Annotated in this window: 24 protein-coding genes; 10 read left to right on the top strand and 14 right to left on the bottom strand. The window is 61.9% G+C overall.

All coding sequences use genetic code 11. From position 1 onward, the window contains the following. Positions 1–33 precede the first annotated feature (33 nt). Positions 34–825, bottom strand: coding sequence for a YfaP family protein (locus tag F8N49_RS05970; RefSeq protein WP_024014479.1), 792 nt, complete (start codon positions 823–825; stop codon positions 34–36). Positions 826–1,104: 279 nt separating this feature from the next. Between F8N49_RS05970 and F8N49_RS05965 the strand changes: the two genes are divergently transcribed. From F8N49_RS05965 to F8N49_RS05945, 5 genes are all read left to right on the top strand, one after another. Beyond that, the gene (locus F8N49_RS05965; RefSeq protein ID WP_151550993.1) at positions 1,105–2,238 is read left to right on the top strand and encodes a Fic family protein; all 1,134 of its coding nucleotides are present in this window, start codon (positions 1,105–1,107) and stop codon (positions 2,236–2,238) included. A gap of 105 nt (positions 2,239–2,343) precedes the next feature. Continuing rightward, positions 2,344–2,586 (top strand): exodeoxyribonuclease VII small subunit, encoded by a 243-nt coding sequence (locus F8N49_RS05960; RefSeq protein ID WP_016772991.1) that lies wholly within the window; start codon positions 2,344–2,346, stop codon positions 2,584–2,586. Then, positions 2,583–3,470, top strand: a complete 888-nt coding sequence (ispA, locus tag F8N49_RS05955; RefSeq protein WP_073475708.1) for a (2E,6E)-farnesyl diphosphate synthase — start codon at positions 2,583–2,585, stop codon at positions 3,468–3,470. Before F8N49_RS05960 ends, ispA begins: the two co-directional genes overlap by 4 nt. A 91-nt stretch (positions 3,471–3,561) precedes the next feature. Further along, positions 3,562–5,460 carry a 1-deoxy-D-xylulose-5-phosphate synthase gene (dxs, locus tag F8N49_RS05950; RefSeq protein ID WP_151550992.1) on the top strand — a complete coding sequence of 633 codons (1,899 nt, stop codon included), beginning with the start codon at positions 3,562–3,564 and terminating at the stop codon, positions 5,458–5,460. Between the two features lie 69 nt (positions 5,461–5,529). Further along, a complete protein-coding gene (locus F8N49_RS05945) occupies positions 5,530–7,410 on the top strand; it encodes a TonB-dependent receptor domain-containing protein (protein WP_151550991.1) in 1,881 nt (626 codons plus the stop codon). A 137-nt stretch (positions 7,411–7,547) separates the two neighbouring features. Here the strand turns inward: F8N49_RS05945 and F8N49_RS05940 are convergent, their stop codons facing one another. The 12 genes from F8N49_RS05940 to nrdR all read right to left on the bottom strand — a co-directional run bounded on the left by F8N49_RS05940 (position 7,548) and on the right by nrdR (position 16,263). Then, a complete protein-coding gene (locus F8N49_RS05940) occupies positions 7,548–8,348 on the bottom strand; it encodes a cobalamin-binding protein (protein WP_151550990.1) in 801 nt (266 codons plus the stop codon). Beyond that, positions 8,348–8,767, bottom strand: coding sequence for an MFS transporter (locus F8N49_RS05935; protein ID WP_073475718.1), 420 nt, complete (start codon positions 8,765–8,767; stop codon positions 8,348–8,350). The genes F8N49_RS05940 and F8N49_RS05935 overlap by 1 nt, the downstream gene beginning before the upstream one ends. After that, positions 8,764–9,381, bottom strand: a complete 618-nt coding sequence (ribA, locus tag F8N49_RS05930; protein ID WP_024014485.1) for a GTP cyclohydrolase II — start codon at positions 9,379–9,381, stop codon at positions 8,764–8,766. The genes F8N49_RS05935 and ribA overlap by 4 nt, the downstream gene beginning before the upstream one ends. A gap of 144 nt (positions 9,382–9,525) precedes the next feature. After that, entirely contained in the window at positions 9,526–10,263 is a 738-nt protein-coding gene (locus F8N49_RS05925) for an ABC transporter substrate-binding protein (RefSeq protein ID WP_024014486.1), read from the bottom strand. A gap of 25 nt (positions 10,264–10,288) precedes the next feature. Further along, positions 10,289–10,792, bottom strand: coding sequence for a phosphatidylglycerophosphatase A (locus tag F8N49_RS05920; RefSeq protein WP_039761886.1), 504 nt, complete (start codon positions 10,790–10,792; stop codon positions 10,289–10,291). Beyond that, positions 10,789–11,754, bottom strand: a complete 966-nt coding sequence (gene thiL, locus F8N49_RS05915) for a thiamine-phosphate kinase (protein ID WP_151550989.1) — start codon at positions 11,752–11,754, stop codon at positions 10,789–10,791. Before thiL ends, F8N49_RS05920 begins: the two co-directional genes overlap by 4 nt. A 27-nt stretch (positions 11,755–11,781) precedes the next feature. Further along, on the bottom strand, positions 11,782–12,282 hold the full coding sequence (gene nusB / locus F8N49_RS05910) for a transcription antitermination factor NusB (RefSeq protein ID WP_024014489.1): 501 nt from the start codon (positions 12,280–12,282) through the stop codon (positions 11,782–11,784). Further along, a complete protein-coding gene (ribE, locus tag F8N49_RS05905) occupies positions 12,279–12,755 on the bottom strand; it encodes a 6,7-dimethyl-8-ribityllumazine synthase (RefSeq protein ID WP_003228649.1) in 477 nt (158 codons plus the stop codon). Before ribE ends, nusB begins: the two co-directional genes overlap by 4 nt. A 90-nt stretch (positions 12,756–12,845) precedes the next feature. Continuing rightward, positions 12,846–13,937 (bottom strand): bifunctional 3,4-dihydroxy-2-butanone-4-phosphate synthase/GTP cyclohydrolase II, encoded by a 1,092-nt coding sequence (gene ribBA / locus F8N49_RS05900; RefSeq protein WP_039761895.1) that lies wholly within the window; start codon positions 13,935–13,937, stop codon positions 12,846–12,848. 21 nt (positions 13,938–13,958) lie between these two features. Further along, positions 13,959–14,621 (bottom strand): riboflavin synthase, encoded by a 663-nt coding sequence (locus F8N49_RS05895; protein WP_151550988.1) that lies wholly within the window; start codon positions 14,619–14,621, stop codon positions 13,959–13,961. Positions 14,622–14,668: 47 nt separating this feature from the next. Then, on the bottom strand, positions 14,669–15,802 hold the full coding sequence (gene ribD / locus F8N49_RS05890; RefSeq protein WP_151550987.1) for a bifunctional diaminohydroxyphosphoribosylaminopyrimidine deaminase/5-amino-6-(5-phosphoribosylamino)uracil reductase RibD: 1,134 nt from the start codon (positions 15,800–15,802) through the stop codon (positions 14,669–14,671). Next, a complete protein-coding gene (nrdR, locus tag F8N49_RS05885) occupies positions 15,799–16,263 on the bottom strand; it encodes a transcriptional regulator NrdR (protein WP_007910946.1) in 465 nt (154 codons plus the stop codon). Before nrdR ends, ribD begins: the two co-directional genes overlap by 4 nt. Positions 16,264–16,391: 128 nt before the next feature. On the opposite strand from nrdR, the gene F8N49_RS05880 reads away from it, so the two are divergent. The 3 genes from F8N49_RS05880 (at position 16,392) to trxA (ending at position 18,563) form a co-directional block, all read left to right on the top strand. After that, positions 16,392–16,856, top strand: coding sequence for a YbaY family lipoprotein (locus F8N49_RS05880; protein WP_071173724.1), 465 nt, complete (start codon positions 16,392–16,394; stop codon positions 16,854–16,856). Further along, positions 16,853–17,509 (top strand): methyltransferase, encoded by a 657-nt coding sequence (locus tag F8N49_RS05875; protein ID WP_016772978.1) that lies wholly within the window; start codon positions 16,853–16,855, stop codon positions 17,507–17,509. The genes F8N49_RS05880 and F8N49_RS05875 overlap by 4 nt, the downstream gene beginning before the upstream one ends. A gap of 181 nt (positions 17,510–17,690) precedes the next feature. After that, the gene (gene trxA, locus F8N49_RS05870) at positions 17,691–18,563 is read left to right on the top strand and encodes a thioredoxin (protein ID WP_122603813.1); all 873 of its coding nucleotides are present in this window, start codon (positions 17,691–17,693) and stop codon (positions 18,561–18,563) included. 4 nt (positions 18,564–18,567) lie between these two features. On the opposite strand, the gene F8N49_RS05865 is transcribed toward trxA, so the two are convergent. Beyond that, on the bottom strand, positions 18,568–18,927 hold the full coding sequence (locus F8N49_RS05865; RefSeq protein WP_151550986.1) for a hypothetical protein: 360 nt from the start codon (positions 18,925–18,927) through the stop codon (positions 18,568–18,570). A gap of 128 nt (positions 18,928–19,055) precedes the next feature. Here F8N49_RS05865 and F8N49_RS05860 point away from each other — a divergent pair, with 128 nt between their 5' ends. Then, positions 19,056–19,622: a hypothetical protein gene (locus tag F8N49_RS05860; protein WP_071173727.1), complete on the top strand. Its 567-nt coding sequence runs from the start codon at positions 19,056–19,058 to the stop codon at positions 19,620–19,622. A 155-nt stretch (positions 19,623–19,777) separates the two neighbouring features. Beyond that, entirely contained in the window at positions 19,778–20,371 is a 594-nt protein-coding gene (locus F8N49_RS05855) for a DUF2796 domain-containing protein (RefSeq protein ID WP_122705920.1), read from the top strand. The last annotated feature ends 82 nt before the right edge of the window (positions 20,372–20,453 follow it).

Genomic DNA, 20,453 nt, shown 5'->3' with positions numbered 1-20,453 from the left:
TCACAACATCCGAGTTCATCCGTGGCGGGATGCTTAATAGTTGAAAGTCTTGACCAGCAGCAGATCACCGATCGCCCGCAGGGGCACGATGAAGGTTTCGCGTTTTTCGTCGACGGTGTTTTCGTTGAGCACCAGGGTGATCTGCGAGGTGATCACCTCGTTCTGATTACTGGTTTCCTCGAAGTTATAGCCACCATCGCCGTAGTTGCCCCAATAGTTGACGTAGACCAGATACGTGCCGTGCAGCGGCGCGGTCATGGTGAACATTTCCGGGCCGGGGCCGTCGACCCCATCCGGGTCGAGGCCGCCGCCATTGCTCAGCGCCGGCCGTGCCCAAAAGGCATGCTGACCGTCGGGGGTGACAATATGCAGATCCAGCTCGGCTTTCGGGTCGTCCCATCCCAAGACAAGACGAATCTTCGCCGGCGTGCGCAGATTATTTGCTTCATAAAATTGCACGCGCTTGAGCGACTGGCCCTCGGCGCTGATCACTTCGACGCTGTTGGAACCGGCGCCAAATGCGTAGGGCCGGGCAAAACGTCCCTGATCATCGGTGTACAGATTCAATGGATTGCCGTTGACGGCGAGGCTGTGCGGCGGACGCATGTGGCCGAGGGCTTTGAGCTGGCCCTGGATCATCGTGCGATTGCGCTGAATGCCGCGATCGATCGGCGGCGTCGGGTAGGCGACCTGCGGATTTTCCGAACGATCGAGCAGGCCGTGATAACGCCAGCCGCCGACCGGCTCGGACAACTGCGCAGTCGGCGCGGCCCACAGCGCAGGCGCGCAGGCGAGGCCGATCAGCAGCAAAAGAAATGAACGCATGTGACGCCTCCTGCCATGCCTTGAACGAAACCTTGCACCCGATCCTCGGTACTTCACAGCGGTGAACTGCGTTTCGTCTGAATACCCCGCGACTGTCGGGGCCGTAGAAGCCGCGAAGAGTAGCGATTCGGCAGTTTTTTAACAATCGGATACATGTGTGATTGCTGTAGGAATCGCGCCATCCGGGTAGACGATGAGCCGAATAGCCGGCATATTCGGCTCACCAAATGAGCCGAATAGCGTTTTTATTTCGGCTCACGCTTCTATGACAGGTGATCAATGACCGCGCACTGGATCTGGCAACAACCGGATTGGCCCGACTTCAACTGGCAAGCAGAGCGCCTCGCCCCGCTGCTGCGCGAGTGCGTGCAGACGCAGGGCCGACTCTTGGGAATGGCCGGCTCAGTGGGCGATTCGATGAGCGCACAGAGCGAGCTTGATGCGTTGCTTCAGAACATCGTCACCTCCTCCGCCATCGAAGGTGAGCAACTGAATGTCGGCTCCGTGCGCTCTTCTCTGGCCCGGCGCCTGGGTCTGGAATGGGTTGATCGCGATAGCGTCAGCCAGCGTAGCGAGGGCTTGGCGCAATTGATGCTCGATGCCACCCATGGCTTCGACGAGCCGCTGACCCTGGCCCGATTGCTGGAATGGCACACCTGGCTTTTCCCCGCCGAGGAAGCGATGTTCAGCGCGCGGCCAATACTCGTCGGTACCTTGCGCGGCGACGAACCGATGCAGGTGGTGTCCGGACGACTCGACCGGCCAACGGTTCACTTTGAGGCGCCACCGCGCCAACGGCTGGAACAGCAAATTGAGCGTTTTTTGAGCTGGTTCGAAGCCAGCCGCGATCAGGTTTCGCTGGATCCGCTGTTACGCGCTGGCATCGCGCATTTCTGGTTTGTCACTCTGCACCCTTTCGACGACGGCAACGGTCGTCTGACCCGCACAATCACCGATCTGGCGCTGGCGCAAGGCGAAGCGCAGGCGATCCGCTTCTATGCGATGTCCGCAAGCATTCTCGAGGATCGCGCCGGTTATTACCGGATTCTGGAGTCGAGCCAAAAGGCCACGCTCGATATCACCGAATGGCTGACCTGGTTTTTGCAGACACTGCTGCGCAGCCTGCAGCAAGCCATCACCCGGATAGATTCGGTGTTGGGCAAGACGCGCTTCTGGCAGGCGCACCGCGAATCCGACCTTTCAGCGGAGCAGATCAAAGTGCTCAATCGCTTGCTCGATGGCGGTGAGCGCGGTTTCGAACAGGGCCTCAGCGCAGGGCAATATCAAGCGGTTGCGAAAGTATCCAAAGCCACCGCGACGCGGCATCTGGCGGAGTTGCTGGACAAGGGCTGCCTGCAACGCCTGCCGGGCGGCGGACGCAGTACGCGTTACAAAATCAACTATCCGGATTGACTCGCCGACCGTTATGGAGGGGCCTAGCGACGGCCCGCTCATTTGCCCATACCCCCCCTATCTGCTAGTGTCGCGCCGGTTTAACGTCTACCGGAAATTGCCGCCATGGCCCGCAAAAAAGCTGCACTGGATTTCGAACAATCCCTCGCCGACCTGCAAACACTGGTCGAGCGTCTGGAGAACGGTGAATTGTCGCTGGAAGACTCGCTGACCGCTTTCGAGCAGGGCATCGGCCTGACCCGTGACTGCCAGGCGGCGCTGGCCCAGGCCGAGCAGAAAGTGCAGGTGCTGCTGGAGCGTGATGGCGAGCTCGCCGAGGAACCCTTCGACGCGGATGAGCCAGAATGATCGCGACGTATTCGGCGAGCAGTCAGGCCCGGGTCAACGCGGCGCTGGAGACGCTGTTCAACGCGCCGCTGCCGGAACTGGCGCGGCTCTACGAAGCGATGCGCTACAGCGTGATGAACGGCGGCAAACGCGTGCGCCCGTTGCTGGCTTACGCGGCGTGCGAAGCCCTCGGTGGCCAGGCTGAACAGGCCAGCGGCGCGGCGTGTGCGGTCGAGTTGATCCACGCCTACTCGCTGGTGCACGACGATTTGCCGGCGATGGACGATGACGATCTGCGTCGCGGCCAGCCGACGACCCACAAGAAATTCGACGAAGCCTGCGCGATCCTCGCCGGTGACGGCTTGCAGAGCCTGGCCTTCAGCGCCCTGCTCGATCCGCGCCTGAGCGATTGCAGCAGCGACATCCGTCTGCAGATGGTCACGGCGCTGGCCCATGCAGCCGGTCCGGCGGGCATGGTCGGTGGCCAGGCCATCGATCTGGGTTCGGTCGGTCTCAAGCTCGATCAAAAAGCCCTGGAACAGATGCACCGGCACAAGACCGGCGCGCTGATTGAAGTCAGCGTCAGGCTCGGCGCCCTGGCCAGCGGCCGCGCCCAGCCTGATCAGCTTCAGGCGTTGCAGACTTATGCACAGGCCATCGGTCTCGCATTTCAAGTGCAGGACGACATCCTCGACGTGGAAAGTGATACCGCCACCCTCGGCAAACGTCAGGGCGCCGATATCGCCCGCGACAAACCGACCTACCCGGCGCTGCTCGGCCTCGACGCCGCCAAGGCCTACGCTCTGGAACTGCGCGATCAGGCCTTGCAGGCGCTGCGACCGTTTGACGCGGCCGCCGAGCCGTTGCGCGAGCTGGCCCGGTATATCGTCGAGCGACGCAACTGACGGCGTATCGGCCAAAAAAGACCAACGCGTGGGCAGGGGGCGATGCATCAGGTAAACTGCCGCATCTTTTATACCTATAACGATTCGCCTGATGCCCACGACGTTTCATGAGATTCCCCGCAAGCGCCCGACCACGCCCCTGCTCGACCGCGCGAACACGCCGGACGGCCTGCGCCGGTTAGGCGAAGCCGAGCTGGAAACCCTGGCCGATGAGTTGCGCCTGGAATTGCTCTACACGGTCGGCCAGACCGGTGGGCATTTCGGTGCCGGCCTGGGCGTGATCGAGCTGACCATCGCGCTGCATTACGTTTTCGACACCCCGGACGACCGTCTGCTGTGGGATGTCGGGCATCAGGCGTATCCGCACAAGATCCTCACCGGTCGCCGCGAGCGCATGGCCAGCCTGCGTCAGAAGGACGGCATTGCCGCGTTCCCGCGCCGCTCCGAGAGCGAGTACGACACCTTCGGCGTCGGCCACTCCAGCACCTCGATCAGCGCTGCGCTGGGCATGGCCATTGCCGCCCGTCTGCAGGACAGCGATCGCAAGGCCATCGCCGTGATCGGCGACGGCGCGCTGACCGCCGGCATGGCTTTCGAGGCGCTCAACCATGCGCCGGAAGTCAACGCCAACATGCTGGTGATCCTCAACGACAACGATATGTCGATCTCGCGCAACGTCGGCGGGTTGTCGAATTATCTGGCGAAGATCCTTTCCAGCCGCACCTACGCGAGCATGCGCGAGGGCAGCAAGAAAGTCCTTTCGCGCCTGCCCGGCGCCTGGGAAATCGCCCGTCGCACCGAAGAATATGCCAAGGGCATGCTGGTCCCTGGCACCCTGTTCGAAGAGCTGGGCTGGAATTACATCGGCCCGATCGACGGCCACGATCTGCCCACCTTGATCGCCACGCTGCGCAACATGCGCGATCTCAAAGGCCCGCAGTTCCTGCACATCGTCACCAAGAAAGGCAAAGGCTTCGCCCCGGCGGAAGTCGACCCGATCGGTTACCACGCCATCACCAAACTCGAACCTTTGGACGCTCCCGCCGCTGCGCCGAAAGCCGTCAGCGGGCCGAAGTATTCGGCGGTGTTTGGCGAGTGGCTGTGTGACATGGCGGCGGCTGACGCTCGTCTGGTCGGAATTACCCCGGCGATGAAGGAGGGCTCGGATCTGGTGGCGTTCAGCGAGCGCTTCCCCGAGCGTTATTTCGACGTGGCGATTGCTGAGCAGCACGCGGTAACGTTCGCCGCCGGCATGGCCTGCGAAGGCGCGAAACCGGTGGTGGCGATCTATTCGACATTCCTGCAACGCGGTTACGACCAACTGGTACACGATGTCGCGGTGCAGAACCTCGACGTGCTGTTCGCCATCGACCGTGCCGGCCTGGTCGGCGAAGACGGCCCGACCCACGCTGGCAGCTACGACCTGTCGTACCTGCGCTGCATCCCGGGCATGGTCATCATGACCCCGAGCGATGAAAACGAACTGCGCAAGATGCTCACCACCGGCCACCTCTACAACGGCCCGGCGGCGGTGCGTTACCCACGCGGCAGCGGGCCGAATGCAATCATCGAAAAAGATCTCGAACCGATCGAAATCGGCAAGGGCATTGTCCGTCGTCAGGGCAGCAAGGTCGCCATGCTGGTGTTCGGCGTGCAACTGAGCGAAGCCTTGAAAGTCGCCGAGAAGCTCGACGCCACCGTGGTCGACATGCGTTTCGTCAAACCGCTGGATGAAGCGCTGGTGCGCGAGATCGCCGCTAGCCACGAGTTGCTGGTGACCATCGAAGAGAACGCAATCATGGGCGGCGCCGGCGGCGCGGTCAGCGAATTCCTCGCCCGCGAGAACATTCTCAAGTCGATGCTGCATCTGGGCTTGCCGGACATTTACGTCGAGCATGCGAAACCGGCGCAGATGCTTGCCGAGTGCGGGCTGGATGAGGCCGGGATCGAAGCGTCGGTTCGCCAGCGGCTGGCATTGCTCGCCCGCTAACTCGCTGAACACACAATACCTGTGGAAGCATAAATTTTGTGTACATCTGCAATTTCTCACGGACCACCGATGAACCTCCGCCTCGCCCTGCCCTTCCTCCTGCTGCCACCCGCCAGCGCCCTTGCCGATACATTCGAGCGCGATCAGGCGCTGAAGCTGCCGGACACGCTGATCAGCGCCAATCGTCAGGTCGAGGCGCGCAACGACAGTAGCGCCGCCAACACCGTGTTCACCCGCGAAGACATCGATCGCCTGCAACCCAGCGACGTGCCCGATCTGCTGCGGCGCGTGCCTGGCGTGCAAGTGGCGCAGACCGGCGGGCGCGGCAGTCTGCCGGGGATCTACATTCGCGGCACGCAATCAGCGCAGAGCCTGGTGCTGGTCGATGGCCAGCGCATCGGTAACTCGACTTCCGGCGACAGCAACCTGCAGCATCTGAACATCGAGCAGATCGAGCGCGTCGAAGTGCTGCGCGGTTCGCGCTCGGTGATTTACGGCAGCGACGCGATTGGCGGGGTGATCCAGATTTTCACCCGGCGCGGCACCGAGCAAGGCTTGCAGCCACGCCTGCATCTGGGCTTCGGCAGTCAACAGACCTGGGAACGCAGCCTCGGCTTGTCCGGCGGCGACGACAAAACCCGCTTCAACCTCGGCGCCAGCCTCGACGAAACGGCCGGGATCGACCGTACGCACGAGTCGTATCCAAGCGACAGCGACCATGACGCCTACCGCAACAAATCCCTGAGCCTGAGCCTCAGCCACGCGCTGACCGATGACGTCGAAGTCGGCGCCAATCTGCTGGATAACCGTGGCAGGAGCGAATTCGACAACCCGTTCGGCCGCTTCGACATGGACACGTTCGAGTCGGTGCAACAGCAGCCATACAGTGATTTCAATGTCAGCAGCCTCAGCAGTTATGTCGATGCGCGGGTCAACGAAACCTGGAAAACCCGCATCGAACTCGGCCACAGCGAAAACCGCGAAAAGACCTTCGACAAGCTCAGCGACGAGCGCACGGTGTTCAACACCTATCGCGACTCGGTGAACTGGCAGAACGACCTGACGCTGGACGCGCGCAACAGCCTGATTCTGGGCGGCGACTGGTATGAAGACCGGGTCAACAGCAGCACTGCGTTTGACGAGGACAGCCGCTGGAATCGCGCCGCGTTCATCCAGCATCGCTACCAGGCCGACAGTTTCTCCACCGAGATCGGCCTGCGCCACGACGACAACCAGCAGTTCGGCAACCAGAACACGTGGAGCGGCACTTTCACCCTGCCGCTGAACCCGGACAACGACGTGCTGCTGAGCTACAGCGAAGGTTTCCGCGCGCCGACCTTCAACGACCTGTACTACCCGGATTTCAGCAATCCCGACCTGAAACCGGAAACTTCGAAAAGCTACGAACTGCAATGGCGCAGCCAGTTGAGCGACAGCGCGCGGCTGGAAGCCTCGATTTACCGTACCGACCTGGAAGACGCGATCATCTTCGGCAGCAACTCACGCCCGCAGAACGTTGCGTCAGCGCGCATCAACGGTTTTGAAGCAGCGTTGAAGCAGGAGCTGTTTGGCTGGCAGAGCAATCTCGGCGTGGCGATCATTGATCCGCGAGATCGCGATACCGGGCATACGCTGGCGCGACGGGCGCGGCGCACGGCCAGTTGGGATCTGGATCGGCAGTTTGATCGCTTGGGTCTCGGCGCCAGTTGGCAATTGGTCAGCGGCAGTTACGACGACTTGAACAACACCCAGTCGCTGGGTGGCTACGGCACGCTCGGGCTGCGCAGCAGTTGGGCGCTGAACCGTGAGATCAAGCTGGATCTGAAGGTGGATAACCTGCTGGACAAGGGCTACAGCCGGGCGAACTACAGCTATGACGGCGCGCAGTATGGCTATCGTGAGGAAGGTCGGGCGTGGATGTTCGGGGTGACGTGGACCCCTGAACTCTGAACTGAGATTTGTGTTGGTTGGCAGGCCTCTTCGCGAGCAGGCTCGCTCCCACAGTAGACTGAGTGCGGCCACACAGTTTGTTTTCAACGCAAATCCAGTGTGGGAGCGAGCCTGCTCGCGAATACAGGCGATGCGGTCTACCGATCCGGCGCGATCAATTGGCAGAGTTTGGCGGTCGCACTGATCATCTGACCACTGGGCCTTTCCAGACCTTTGTCAGTGACCAATAGCAGTCTCCCCTGCCTGACTGCTGCCACCTGCGGCCAGGTTTTCCACGCCCCTAACTGCGCCTGATCACCGGCGACAATCACTTCCGGATCACGCTGCAACACTGCTTCAATACTTACCTGCGGCGCCGGCAGATTCAGCTCGGCGAAGACATTGCGCGCGCCGCACACCTCAAGCGCATCGCTGATGATCTGCCCGCCGCCAACGGTATACAGCGGCTTGTCCCAGACCTGATAAAACACCCGCAGCGGCACATCACGACGATAACGCTGACGAAGGTCATCCAGTTGTTTACGCAATTCGGCCGCTCGTTGCGCCCCGCGTTCAGGACGCCCGAGCTGTTCGGCAATGGCTTCGATCTGCGCCGCAAGTTGCGTCAACGTATGCGGCTCGGCGACGAAGGTCGGAATGTTCAGGCGCTTGAGCTGATCACGCTGCCCGGCGCCGACGCTGCCGGGCCAGAGCAGCAGCAAATCCGGTTTCAGGCTGAGCAAGCGCTCCATGTCGAGCTGGCCGTAGCGGCCCACTGATGGAACATCCGCTATCGCCGCCGGCCGCTCGCCCGCATCCAGTACGCCGACCAGCAGGTCAGCGGAATCCAGTTCAACGACGATTTCAGACAGCGAGGGGGCGAGGCTGACCACACGCAGTGCGGCCAGCGCCGGGTTGCTCAGGGCGAGCAGCAGAACCGCCAGCCACAGGCGATGCATCAGCCGAGTTGTCGCGGAATACGATAGAGGTAGAACAGCACGGCGGTGGACAGCGCCAGCAACATCAACGGCACGGCTTCGAGGCCGACGAATACCGCCAGTGCGCCAATCCAGGCCGGCAAGGACGCTACCAGCAACGCCGTACGCCGACGCGCCGCAAGGGCAATCCAGGCGGCGGGTTCTTCGGCGGTATCGAGGGCTTTTTGCGTGGCGATCAGGGCGTGTTTGTAGCGGGCGAAATACTTCAGGCTGACAAACATCGAGGCGACGCCGGCGATGAACAGAGGCATTGCCAGCACTGGCAGCAGGCCCTGGCCTTCACCGAACAGCGCGTTGAGCACGAACAGCGGCAACAGCGCCAGCGCCAGGTATTGCCACCAGGCCACCGACAACCGCCGCCGCACCTGGCCGCGGGTCACGCGCGGTCGACCTCGCCCTGATGTTCGTTGCCCATCATGTGGTCGAGCTTGCTGGCCTTGGTCGCCAGATAGAGTTTGTTGTGCGGATTGTGGCCGGTGTGCAGCGGCACGCGCTCGGCGACGACGATGCCCATGTCGGTCAGCGCTTTGACCTTGCGCGGGTTGTTGGTCATCAGGCGCAGGGATTTCACGCCCAGATGCTCAAGCATCGGCAGGCACATGGCGTAGTCGCGCTGATCGGCGGCAAAGCCCAGACGCTCGTTGGCTTCCACGGTGTCGGCGCCGCCGTCCTGCAATTCATAGGCGCGGATCTTGTTCAGCAGACCGATGCCGCGCCCTTCCTGACGCAGATACAGCAGCACGCCACGGCCTTCGCGCGCAATCGCCTGCAAAGCTGCCTCTAATTGCGAGCCGCAGTCGCAACGCTGGCTGAACAAGGCATCGCCGGTCAGGCATTCGGAATGCAGGCGACCGAGTACCGGGGCGCCATCGGCAATTTCACCGAGGCTCAGCACGACGTGCTCACGCCCGGTGCTCTCATCGAGAAAGCCGTGCATGGTGAATTGCGCAAAAGGCGTTGGCAGCTTGGAAGCGGCGACGAAGACGACAGGCACCGATGTGCTCCTGATCTAGAAGACTGAAAATTCGCAGGCGGGCATTGTAACAGCAGGTTCCTGTAGACGCTTAGGCTGAATTATCGGGCATAACCATCAAAAAGTTTGATGACAGCTGCCATGCGCTCCCACAGGACATTGTGATCATTTTGGATCAAACGGATACGGCTGCTGCCACTTCTCGAAGACCGGCTTCAACTCTCCGCTCTTGACCAGCTCCGCCATGCGCCGGTCATACAGCGCCATCAACGCGCGAGCCTGTGGGGTATCGGCGAAACCGAGAAACAGCGGCAACTCAGCCAGATGCGAATAGCGATACTGCGCTGGATCCGCGGCATCGCGCACGACCGCTTCAATCTCGGTCAGCGCATCGATGTAGTAATCCGCCCGGCCCTGCTTGAGCATCAGCAGAATGCCGGTACGTCGTTCGATCTGGTTGAAACGCTGGATGTTCGGCAAGTAGTTCTCGTAGCGATAGCCGCGCACCCAGGCCAGACGATATTTGCCCAGGGTCGCCTGGGTCGGCGGCGGGCTGCTCGCCAGGCCCAGCGCGTAGATGTGATCAGAATCGAACTTCGATTGCGGGTACAGCACGTGCTCGGCTTCGTCGCGGTAGGAGCCGACCAGCGCGTCGACTTCCTTCAACTGCACCAGCCCGATCGAACGGGTGTACGGCACCGTGCGGATATCCAGCTTGACCCCGGCCGGCTCGAACACTTTGCGCAACACGTCCCAGGCCAGACCGTGACCATCGGCGGCGGTGTAATCCTCCCAGTCTTCGCTGGCCAGATGGATCACCCCAGGCACAGGCGCGGCGGCCTGCGCATGGGCGAACGTGCCCAGCAGAGCCAGAAGCAGCAGCGCCAACCCGCGTCGCAGCATTGCGTGTTTCCTCACGTGAGTCGAATCAGGCGAATACCCAGACCAGCCCTTGCATCGCCAGCCAGGCGAACACACCGGCCAGCACGTCGTCGAGCATGATGCCGACGCCGCCATGCACATGCTTGTCGATCCAGCGGATCGGCCACGGCTTGAGAATATCGAAGAAGCGGAACACCAGAAAACCCGCGAGCAACCAGTACCAGCCTTCCGGCACCAGCCACAGGGTGATCCACATGCCGACCATTTCGTCCCAGACAATGCCTTCGTGGTCGTGCACGCGCAAATCGTCAGCGACTTTGCCGCACAGCCAGAAGCCGAACAGCATGGTGATGCCAAGCATCAGCCAGTAGCCCCAGTCGGGCAGCATCTGCCACAGCGGAATGAACGGCAGCGCCACCAGCGAGCCCCACGTGCCCGGCGCTTTTGGCAAGGTGCCGGAGCCGAAGCCGAACGCGAGGAAATGCCACGGATTGCGCCAGACCGAGGGAGGCACGAATTCGGCAGGAACCTGTTTCGGGTGATCTGTCACGGTGTCTCCTGAAAATGTTGGTAGCCGCGAATCTGCGGAGTGATGTCGCGCCCGTCGCGGTCCAGCAGAAGTACGCCCTGGCCCGGCAGCACACGGCCGATCACATGGATCGGCCAGCCGTCGGCCAGCAGTGCCGGCAATTCGGCGGACGGCAAGGTGAAGGCCAGTACGTAGTCATCACCACCGCTCAATGCCGCGCGCTCGGCACCGCGCTGGCCGAGAAACGCGACTAAAGCATCCGACAACGGTACACGCTCGCGTTCAATCTCAAGTCGCACCTTCGACGCCAGCGCGATATGCCCGCAATCGGCGAGCAGGCCGTCGGAGATATCCAGTGCCGCCGTAGCCTTGCCGCGCAGGGCCTGACCGAGGGCCAGTTGCGGCTGCGGTGACCAGTAATGCTCGAGCAGCGGCTGGGCGATATGCGCTTCGGCATCACGTTGAGCCAATACCAGCTGCAAGGCGCCGGCGGCATTGCCCAGTTCGCCGCCGACGCAGAGCAGATCACCGGCCTGCGCACCGCTGCGGGTCAAGGCCTGGCCAGCGGGCACACGGCCGAACACGGTGACCGTCAGGCTCAACGGCCCGCGCGTGGTGTCACCGCCGACCAGGGCGACGCCGCAGCTTTGCGCCATGCGGTTCAAACCCCGGGCATAGGCTTGCAGCCAATCGGCAGTTACCGTCGGTAAGGTCAGGGCAAGGGTGAAGGCAACGGGCGCAGCGCCCATGGCGGCCAGGTCACTGACCGCGACGGCCAGCGAGCGCTGACCGAGCAGAAACGGATCGCAGGGGTCGGCGAAATGCACACCGGCCACCAGCGTATCGGTAGAAACCGCCAGCTGTTCCCCTGCGGGAACCGCCAGCAAGGCGCAGTCGTCGCCGATCCCCAGAGCAACGCCTTCGCCGCCCTGCGCACAAGGCGCGGCGGCGAAGAAATTGCGGATCAGCTCAAACTCGCCCATGGCTGAGAAAAAGTATTCAAGCGCCGATCAGCGCTTGAACGCCTTCACTTCAGCTTCACGCAGGCGCGGGGCCAGCTTGTCGAGCACGCCGTTGACGAACTTGTGGCCGTCGGTCGAACCGAACACTTTGGCCAGTTCGATACCTTCGTTGATCACAACGCGGTAAGGCACGTCGACGCGCTTGAGCAGTTCCCAGGTCGACAGGCGCAGAACCGCCAGTTCAACCGGGTCGAGCTCTTCGATCGCCAGATCCAGGCAAGGCGTCAGGGCAGTGTCGATTTCGGTCTTGAACTGCGGAACCCCGTGAAGGATTTCACGGAAGTAGGCGCCGTCGACATCGGTGAAATCGTTATCAACGCGAAACTGCGCTTCGATCTCGTTCAGCGATTGCCGGGCCATGTGCCACTGGTACAGCGCCTGGGTCGCGAGCTGACGGGCTTCGCGACGCTTGGCGCTCTTCGACGGCTTGCCGGCATCCGCAGGTTTCGGATCGCGCGGGTTGAAACGATCGCTTTCGTCGCTAATCACTTGGCCTCCAACTGCGCCAGCAGGCTGACCATTTCCAGAGCGGACAAGGCAGCTTCGGCACCTTTGTTACCGGCCTTGGTGCCGGAACGTTCGATGGCTTGCTCGATGGAGTCGACGGTCAGCACGCCGAACGCGACCGGTACGCCGAATTCCATGGAGACCTGGGCCAGGCCTTTGGTGCACTCGCCAGCCACGTATTCGAAGTGCGGAGTACCGCCACGAATGACCGCGCCAAGGGCGATGATCGCTGCGAACTCGCCTTTCTGGGCGACTTTCTGCGCAACCAGCGGGATTTCGAAGGCGCCCGGTGCGCGGATGATGGTGATGTCGCTTTCGCTCACGCCGTGGCGAACCAGGGCATCAACGGCACCGCTGACCAGGCTTTCAACCACGAAGCTGTTGAAGCGGCCCACTACCAGAGCGTAGCGGCCTTTGGGGGCGATGAAGGTACCTTCGATGGTCTTCAGGGTCATTCGTCAGTTCTCTTAAAGAGCCGGGACGCGTCTGCTACGCGTCCCTCAGTGATTATTTGCCGCGAATCGGAGTCCGGAAACAGCCGGTCATTATTCGGAGGGCACGTATTCTACAACTTCCAGATCGAAACCGGATATCGCATTGAACTTCATTGGTGCCGACATCAAGCGCATTTTGCGCACGCCGAGGTCACGCAGGATCTGCGAACCGGCACCGACAATGCTGTAAGTGGTCGGTTTTTTCGGCGCTGCCTGCTCACCGGTTTCACGGATATGCGCCAGCAGCACGTCGCCATCGAGCGGGTGACCGAGCAGCAGCACCACACCGCTGCCGGCCTCGGCGACCGCAGCCATGGCGGCGCGCAGGCTCCAGCGGCCCGGTTGCTTGACCATCAGCAGGTCGCGCAGCGGGTCCATGTTGTGCACGCGAACCAGCGTTGGCTCCTCAGCGCAGACAGTGCCCAGCGTCAGAGCCATGTGCACGTCGCCTTCCACCGAATCACGATAGGTCACCAGGTTGAATTGGCCCAGTTCGCTGTCCAGCGGCTGCTCGGCAATCCGCTGAACGGTACGTTCGTGGATCATCCGGTAGTGAATCAGGTCGGCAATGGTGCCGATCTTGATATTGTGTTCGGCGGCGAATGCTTCGAGTTCAGCGCGACGGGACATGGTGCCGTCGTCGTTCATCACTTCGCAGATCACTCCGCTGGGCTCGAAACCGGCCATGCGCGCCAGGTCGCAAGCGGCTTCGGTGTGGCCGGCGCGAGCGAGGGTGCCGCCGGCCTGCGCCATCAGCGGGAAGATGTGGCCCGGACTGACGATATCTTCAGCCTTGGCGTCCTTGGCCGCAGCCGCTTGCACGGTGCGCGCACGGTCAGCGGCGGAGATGCCGGTAGTCACGCCTTCGGCAGCTTCGATCGAAACGGTGAACTTGGTGCCGAAACCGGAACCGTTGCGTGGCGCCATCAGCGGCAGCTTCAACAGTTCGCAGCGCTCGCGGCTCATCGGCATGCAGATCAGGCCACGGGCGTGCTTGGCCATGAAGTTGATGTGTTCGGCCTGGCAGCATTCGGCGGCCATGATCAGGTCGCCTTCGTTCTCGCGGTCTTCGTCATCCATGAGGATGACCATCTTGCCTTGGCGGATGTCTTCAACCAGTTCTTCGATGCTATTGAGCGCCACAAGGCACCCCCTTCTTTTGAATTATTTGAGGTAGCCGTTTTGGGCCAGAAAGCTTTCGGTGATGGTGCTGCCGGCGGTCTTCTCGGCGGCCTTGTCGCCCAGCAGCAGACGCTCCAGATAACGCGCCAGCAGGTCGACTTCCAGATTCACCCGGCGGCCCGGCTTGTAAGAAGCCATGATGGTTTCGCTGAGGGTGTGCGGAATGATCGTCAGCATGAATTCGGCGCCATCGACTTCGTTCACGGTCAGGCTGGTACCGTCGACGGTGATCGAGCCTTTATGGGCGATGTACTTGGCCAGTTCTTTCGGCGCGCGGATGCGAAATTCCACGGCGCGGGCATTGTCGCTGCGCGAGACCACTTCGCCGACACCATCGACGTGACCGCTGACCAGATGCCCGCCAAGGCGAGTGGTCGGGGTCAGGGCTTTTTCCAGATTGACCGGGCTGCCGCTTTTCAAGTCATTCATGGCGGTGCAATCGAGGGTTTCGCGGCTGACGTCGGCGGCAAAGCCGTCGCCCGGCAACTCGACGGCGGTCAGGCAAACGCCGTTGACCGCGATGCTGTCGCCGAGTTTGACGTCGCTCAGGTCGAGCTTGCCGGTGTCGACGTGGACCCGCACATCACCGCCCTTTGGGGTCAGTGCGCGGATACTGCCGATGGATTCGATGATGCCGGTGAACATGGGGTTCTCCTTGAGAACGAGGCCAGCGCTAACGCAATGGCCGGGAATTATACGCGGGCTGAAGGCACAGGGATCGCAGTGACTCGCCAGTCATCGCCCACCGCGCGGATTTCAGTGATTTTCAGTTCCGGCGCATCTTTCATCTGCGCCAGCGGCCAGTCGAGCAGCGGACGCGCCGTGGAGCCAAGGAACTTGCCGGCAATGAAGATCACGAATTCGTCGACCAGCCCCAGTTGCGCAAAGGCGCCGGCCAGACGCGGCCCGGCCTCGACCAGCACCTCATTGGTGCCACGATGAGCCAGTTCGATGAGCAATTGATGCAGATCGATCTGGCCGTCGTCACCCGGCACGATCAGGCATTCCGGGCCGTTGGCGTATTGCTCCTCGACCGCGACACAGGTGGCCACCAGCGCCGGCCCGGCCTTGAAGAACGGTGCATCCAGCGGCACTCGCAGGCGGCCATCGATCAACACGCGCAATGGCGGGCGACTCATGGCCAGCGCGGTTTGCTCACTGTCCAGACCGAGTTCGTCCGCGCGTACGGTCAAGCGTGCGCCATCGGCCAACACCGTGTCGGCGCCGGTCAGCACGACTGCCGCCTCAGCGCGCAAACGCTGTACCGCAGAACGCGCCGCCGGGCCGGTGATCCACTGGCTCTCGCCGCTTTCCATCGCTGTGCGACCGTCGAGGCTCATGGCCAGCTTGACCCGCACGAATGGCAAGCCATGCTCCATGCGTTTCAGAAAACCTTGATTGAGCTTGCGTGCTTCTGCTTCCAGCACCCCGCTTTCAGTGGCGATACCGGCCTCAGCCAGGCGCTGCAAACCGCGCCCGGCGACCTGCGGATTGGGATCACGCATCGCCGCCACGACCCGGGCAACGCCAGCGGTCACCAAGGCATCGGCACACGGCGGCGTGCGCCCGTGGTGGCTGCAAGGTTCGAGGGTCACATAAGCCGTCGCGCCCCGGGCCTGCTCGCCAGCGGCGCGCAGGGCGTGGACTTCGGCATGGGGTTCGCCGGCGCGCTCATGCCAGCCTTCGCCGACAATCTGGCCGTCACGCACCACCACGCAACCGACTCGCGGATTGGGATGGGTGGTGTAGTGGCCTTTGCGCGCCAGTTCCAGCGCGCGGGCCATGAAATGCGCGTCGAGGATCGCCTGCTCGGCGGCGGTGGTCATTCTTTCACCGGTTCGCGGGCGAGGCGGTCGATCTCTTCGCGGAATTCATTGAGGTCCTGGAAGCGCTTGTACACCGAGGCAAAACGGATATAGGCGACTTCATCAAGCTTTTGCAGCTCGGCCATCACCAGCTCGCCGACCACGAGGGATTTGACCTCGCGTTCGCCGGTGGCGCGCAGCTTGTGCTTGATGTGGACCAGAGAGGATTCGAGGCGCTCGACGCTGACCGGACGTTTCTCCAGCGCGCGTTGCATGCCGGCGCGGAGTTTTTCTTCGTCGAACGGTTGGCGGCTGCCGTCGGTTTTGATCAGGCGCGGCAACACCAGTTCGGCCGTCTCGAACGTCGTGAAACGTTCGCCGCAGGCCAGGCATTCACGCCGGCGGCGCACCTGTTCGCCCTCGGCGACCAGACGCGAGTCGATGACCTTGGTGTCGTTGGCACCGCAGAAGGGACAGTGCATGGTGGCTGGCAACAAAAAATGGGAGGGCCATGGTAGCGCATCCCCGTGGCAAGACAAGCCATAGGCTTTGCGGTATACAGAACGGCATGATCGTCTGATCCATGGAATTCATTCTGCCGGAGCCTCCAATGCCGTTACGTCCGCTTGTTCTGCTCAGTCTTTTCAGCCTGCTGGTGGCCTGTGGCAGCGACGCACCCAAGCCGCAACCGCCGACCCCAGGCCCCGCGCCGCAACAGGCGCAGAAAAAAGCCAAAGAGGCCGCCGAACTCGGCCCGCTGCCAGCCCATCAGCGCGAATTGAGCGGCACCCTGCAAGGCGTGCCAACCGGCGCCGAAGTCGAATTGGCGCTGCTGGTGATTGATGAAAAGGATCGCCCGCAACAATTGCTCGCCAGTTCCAGCCTGATCGGCAACAACCAGATCCTGCCGTTTCACCTGCGCTTCAACCCCGAGGCATTTCCGGCCGGCGCACGGGTCGAGCTGCGCGGTCGCGCCAGCCAGTCCGGACAACTGATCCTGCACCTGCCGTCGCAGACCATCACTCAACCGACCACTCAGGCTTTGGGCCAGCTGCAATTCGTCAAAGCGCCATGACAGCACCGCTCGACCTGCAACAGGCCTTGGGGGAATTGCTCGGCGACGCCAGACTGAAAGCCTGTGCGTTGCCGGGCACTGATTTGCAGCTGTGGCTGATCGATGGCGACAACATGGCCCGCGAATTCAGCCAGGAAGAAACCCAGCGCATCCTGCATGAACCGCCCTATTGGAGTTTTTGCTGGGCCAGCGGCTTGGCCGTGGCGCGTTATCTGGCACAGTTTCCAGAGTGGGTGCGCGGCAAGCGCGTGCTGGATTTCGGCGCCGGTTCCGGGATCGCCGGCATCGCGGCGGTGAAGGCCGGGGCGCTGGAAGTGGTGGCCTGCGATCTCGATCCGTTGGCGATCGCCGCGTGCAAGGCGAACGCCGAGCTCAACGATGTGCAGATGAGCTACTCGACGGATTTCTTTGCCGAGGCCGATCGCTTCGATCTGATTCTGGTCGCCGACGTGCTGTACGACCGCGCCAATCTGCCGCTGCTTGACGCGTTTCTCACTCGCGGCCGTGAGGCGCTGGTGGCGGATTCGCGGGTGCGGGATTTTCGTCATCCGTTATACGAGCGAATTGAAATGCTCGAGGCGATGACCTTGCCGGATCTGGCCGAGCCGGAAGAGTTTCGGCATGTGAGCCTTTACCACGCCACCCGCGCATGATCGTTCCCACGCTCTGCGTGGGAATGCAGCCCGGGACGCTCCGCGTCCCTTCGTACGGCGTAACGCAGAGCGTCACCGGAGGCATTCCCACGCGGAGCATGGGAACGATCAGTGTTACAGCTTTCAGCAGCCCCTCGCGAAGCTTTATAGTGAGCCCATCCACGCTTTTACGAGATCCCCCATGAGTCAGCAAACGCCGTATATCTTCGACGCCACGACTGCCGATTTCGACCAGTCGGTGATCGAAGCCTCTTTCAACAAACCGGTGCTGGTGGATTTCTGGGCCGAATGGTGTGCGCCGTGCAAGGCGTTGATGCCGATGTTGCAAGGCATTGCCGAGAGCTATCAGGGCGAGTTGCTGCTGGCCAAGGTCAACTGCGACATCGAGCAGGACATCGTCGCCCGCTTCGGCATTCGCAGCCTGCCGACCGTGGTGCTGTTCAAGGACGGTCAGCCGGTCGATGGCTTTGCCGGGGCACAACCGGAATCCGCCGTGCGCGCCCTGCTGGAACCGCATGTGCAGATGCCGCCACCGGCCGCTGCCGACCCGTTCGAACAGGCTCAGGCGATGTTCGACGAAGGCCACTTCGCCGAGGCGGAAGCGGTGCTGGTGACCCTGCTCAATGAAGACAATACCAACGCCAAAGCGCTGATCCTTTACGCACGCTGCCTGACCGAGCGCGGTGAGCTGGGCGAAGCGCAAACCGTGCTCGACGCGGTCAAGAGCGATGAGCACAAAGCCGCACTCGCCGGGGCCAAGGCGCAGATCCAGTTCCTCGGCCTCGCCCGCGACCTGCCGGACGCCGCCGACCTGAAAAGCCGCCTGGCGCAAAATCCGCAGGATGATGAAGCGGTTTACCAACTGGCGATCCAGCAACTGGCGCGCCAGCAATACGAAGCGGCGCTGGACGCCTTGCTCAAACTGTTCATCCGCAACCGCAGCTACGGCGAAGGCTTGCCGCACAAGACCTTGCTGCAGGTGTTCGAGCTGCTGGGCAATGATCATCCGTTGGTGACGGCTTACCGTCGCAAAGTGTTTGCGGCGCTGTATTAAGGCCTTACCCGATCCAGCTATAGAGCGGCGTATCCCCGCCGCTCGCCACTTTCACATCGGCACTGTGGCGCAGACGCACGAGCAAACGCTTGCCCGCTGCCGCACTGCCGGTGAGCGCCTCCAGCTGATCGAGCAGATCCGGTCCACTGAGTTGCCCGGCCTTGCGCAGCAAGTCTTTGGCCACCTGCCACAGCGCATCGTCCTGATTCACCGGCTTCGCCGCCGGGGCCGACGCCACTGCCTCAGACTGCGCAATCGGCGCCTGCCCGCTTAGCGCGGAACCCAGCCTCGCCCAATCGCTGTCATCCAGCTCCACCGTCAAATCCACCGGCAACTCGCCGACCGTTCCGCGTATCCGCAACATCAAGTTCGCTCCTGCACTTTTCTGACCTGCATGCTCCCATGGGACTTGTGCAACGCCAAGCGACGTTGTCCAGTGTGGCGGTTATCGAGCATTCATCTACAGTGTCCTTTTTCTCACAGCACCCTGTAATGAAACGAAGTTACTACGCCCTATTGATGACCCCACTCTTGCTCATCGTGGCATGGCGCATCTGGTTGCCTGCCGATCTTTCGGCTTGTCCCGCTGACGGGGAAACTGCAGGTCCACTGACCCTTGTTATTCGTGATTACTTTGAGCGCAATAGCCGGACCGACTGGCGAGACATGGATGATCGTTTCGACATACTTTCAACCCCCGAAGGCCAGAGCATAGCGAGTCAACCGAATTCACACACTTGCGAAGCATTGCGGGTACTCCAGAGTCCGGCGTTCAGTCAGAGTGAAAAAATCTTCACCATGGCACTTATGTTCAGACTGCCAATCGACCAGTACATGGCCCTGATGGATCGCAGTCATCAACTCTACACGCAGGGCAAAATGGATAAGGAGGTGCTGACTCTGGTGGTATTTCCGCGCGGAACAGCCATCAACTACTGGTGGCTTCCGGCTTGGCGACAGCGTTTCAGTCGCGATGCCCCGAGCGTGCTCGACGCAAATCTGATCAACGATGTTCTTTCGGGACACTATTGGTTCGACTATCCCGGCGCAGGCTTCTGATTCTGCAAGCATGACATCCAACCCCAGCACCGCCCGCGAACTCATCCCGGGCGGTGCTTAGCCATGTCTTGCGCAATCTCAAGCGCACGGGCACACTCTGCGCACTTTCGTTATAAGATTACATAACAAACTTTTCATTTTTCTCGGAGTTCGTCATGCGTCGTTTGTTGCTCGCTTTGCCGTTTGCCCTGTTGCCGCTGGCCGCTGCCCATGCGGTTGATGAGCACGATCATGATCATGAGCACGGCAGCCTCGGCGCTCATGAACATGGTGTGGGTCGGCTGAACGCCGCGCTGGAGGGTCAGACCCTGGAGCTGGAGCTGGAAAGCCCGGCGATGAATCTGGTGGGTTTTGAACACGCCGCCACGTCGGATGCCGACAAGGCCAAAGTCGCTGCCGCTCGGGCGCAGCTGGAAAAACCATTGGCCCTGTTCAGTCTGCCCGCTGCGGCCGGTTGCAAGGTGGTCAGTCAGGAACTGGAAAGCCCGCTGTTCGGCGACAAACCGGACGCCGACAATCACGACGAAGATGAAGCGGACAAGGACGGTCACGAGCATCACCACGACCACAGCGAAATCCATGCGCATTACCAATTCAGCTGCGCCACACCGGGGGCACTGACCACGCTGAACCTGACGAACGTCTTCAAGACCTTCCCGGCGACGCAGAAGATTCAGTTACAACTGATCAGCGCCAGCGGCCAGCAAGGTACGGAAGTCACGGTCAAGTCGGCTGCGCTGAAATTCTAGGATCCACCGAAATCCCCTGTGGGAGCGAGCCTGCTCGCGAAGGCGGCGTGTCAGTTGACAGGTGGGTGTCTGACCCAGCGCT

Source organism: Pseudomonas sp. GXM4 (genome assembly GCF_008923895.1).
In the GTDB taxonomy this organism is placed as follows: domain Bacteria; phylum Pseudomonadota; class Gammaproteobacteria; order Pseudomonadales; family Pseudomonadaceae; genus Aquipseudomonas; species Aquipseudomonas atacamensis.
The sequence above is the reverse complement of the archived record's forward strand: the minus strand, read 5'-3'. Positions and strand labels throughout refer to the sequence as shown.

Bases quoted from the DNA above. Each gene is read 5' to 3' on its own strand.
- F8N49_RS05875 (WP_016772978.1), top strand. From the start codon at position 16,853: ATGACAGCACCGCTCGACCTGCAACAGGCCTTGGGGGAATTGCTCGGC.
- F8N49_RS05895 (WP_151550988.1), bottom strand. From the start codon at position 14,621: ATGTTCACCGGCATCATCGAATCCATCGGCAGTATCCGCGCACTGACC.
- F8N49_RS05965 (WP_151550993.1), top strand. From the start codon at position 1,105: ATGACCGCGCACTGGATCTGGCAACAACCGGATTGGCCCGACTTCAAC.
- F8N49_RS05945 (WP_151550991.1), top strand. From the start codon at position 5,530: ATGAACCTCCGCCTCGCCCTGCCCTTCCTCCTGCTGCCACCCGCCAGC.
- F8N49_RS05860 (WP_071173727.1), top strand. From the start codon at position 19,056: ATGAAACGAAGTTACTACGCCCTATTGATGACCCCACTCTTGCTCATC.
- nrdR (WP_007910946.1), bottom strand. From the start codon at position 16,263: ATGCACTGTCCCTTCTGCGGTGCCAACGACACCAAGGTCATCGACTCG.
- F8N49_RS05925 (WP_024014486.1), bottom strand. From the start codon at position 10,263: ATGCTGCGACGCGGGTTGGCGCTGCTGCTTCTGGCTCTGCTGGGCACG.
- thiL (WP_151550989.1), bottom strand. From the start codon at position 11,754: ATGGGCGAGTTTGAGCTGATCCGCAATTTCTTCGCCGCCGCGCCTTGT.
- ispA (WP_073475708.1), top strand. From the start codon at position 2,583: ATGATCGCGACGTATTCGGCGAGCAGTCAGGCCCGGGTCAACGCGGCG.
- trxA (WP_122603813.1), top strand. From the start codon at position 17,691: ATGAGTCAGCAAACGCCGTATATCTTCGACGCCACGACTGCCGATTTC.
- F8N49_RS05970 (WP_024014479.1), bottom strand. From the start codon at position 825: ATGCGTTCATTTCTTTTGCTGCTGATCGGCCTCGCCTGCGCGCCTGCG.
- F8N49_RS05940 (WP_151550990.1), bottom strand. From the start codon at position 8,348: ATGCATCGCCTGTGGCTGGCGGTTCTGCTGCTCGCCCTGAGCAACCCG.
- F8N49_RS05960 (WP_016772991.1), top strand. From the start codon at position 2,344: ATGGCCCGCAAAAAAGCTGCACTGGATTTCGAACAATCCCTCGCCGAC.
- ribD (WP_151550987.1), bottom strand. From the start codon at position 15,802: ATGACCACCGCCGCCGAGCAGGCGATCCTCGACGCGCATTTCATGGCC.
- dxs (WP_151550992.1), top strand. From the start codon at position 3,562: ATGCCCACGACGTTTCATGAGATTCCCCGCAAGCGCCCGACCACGCCC.
- F8N49_RS05880 (WP_071173724.1), top strand. From the start codon at position 16,392: ATGCCGTTACGTCCGCTTGTTCTGCTCAGTCTTTTCAGCCTGCTGGTG.
- F8N49_RS05865 (WP_151550986.1), bottom strand. From the start codon at position 18,927: ATGTTGCGGATACGCGGAACGGTCGGCGAGTTGCCGGTGGATTTGACG.
- ribE (WP_003228649.1), bottom strand. From the start codon at position 12,755: ATGACCCTGAAGACCATCGAAGGTACCTTCATCGCCCCCAAAGGCCGC.
- F8N49_RS05855 (WP_122705920.1), top strand. From the start codon at position 19,778: ATGCGTCGTTTGTTGCTCGCTTTGCCGTTTGCCCTGTTGCCGCTGGCC.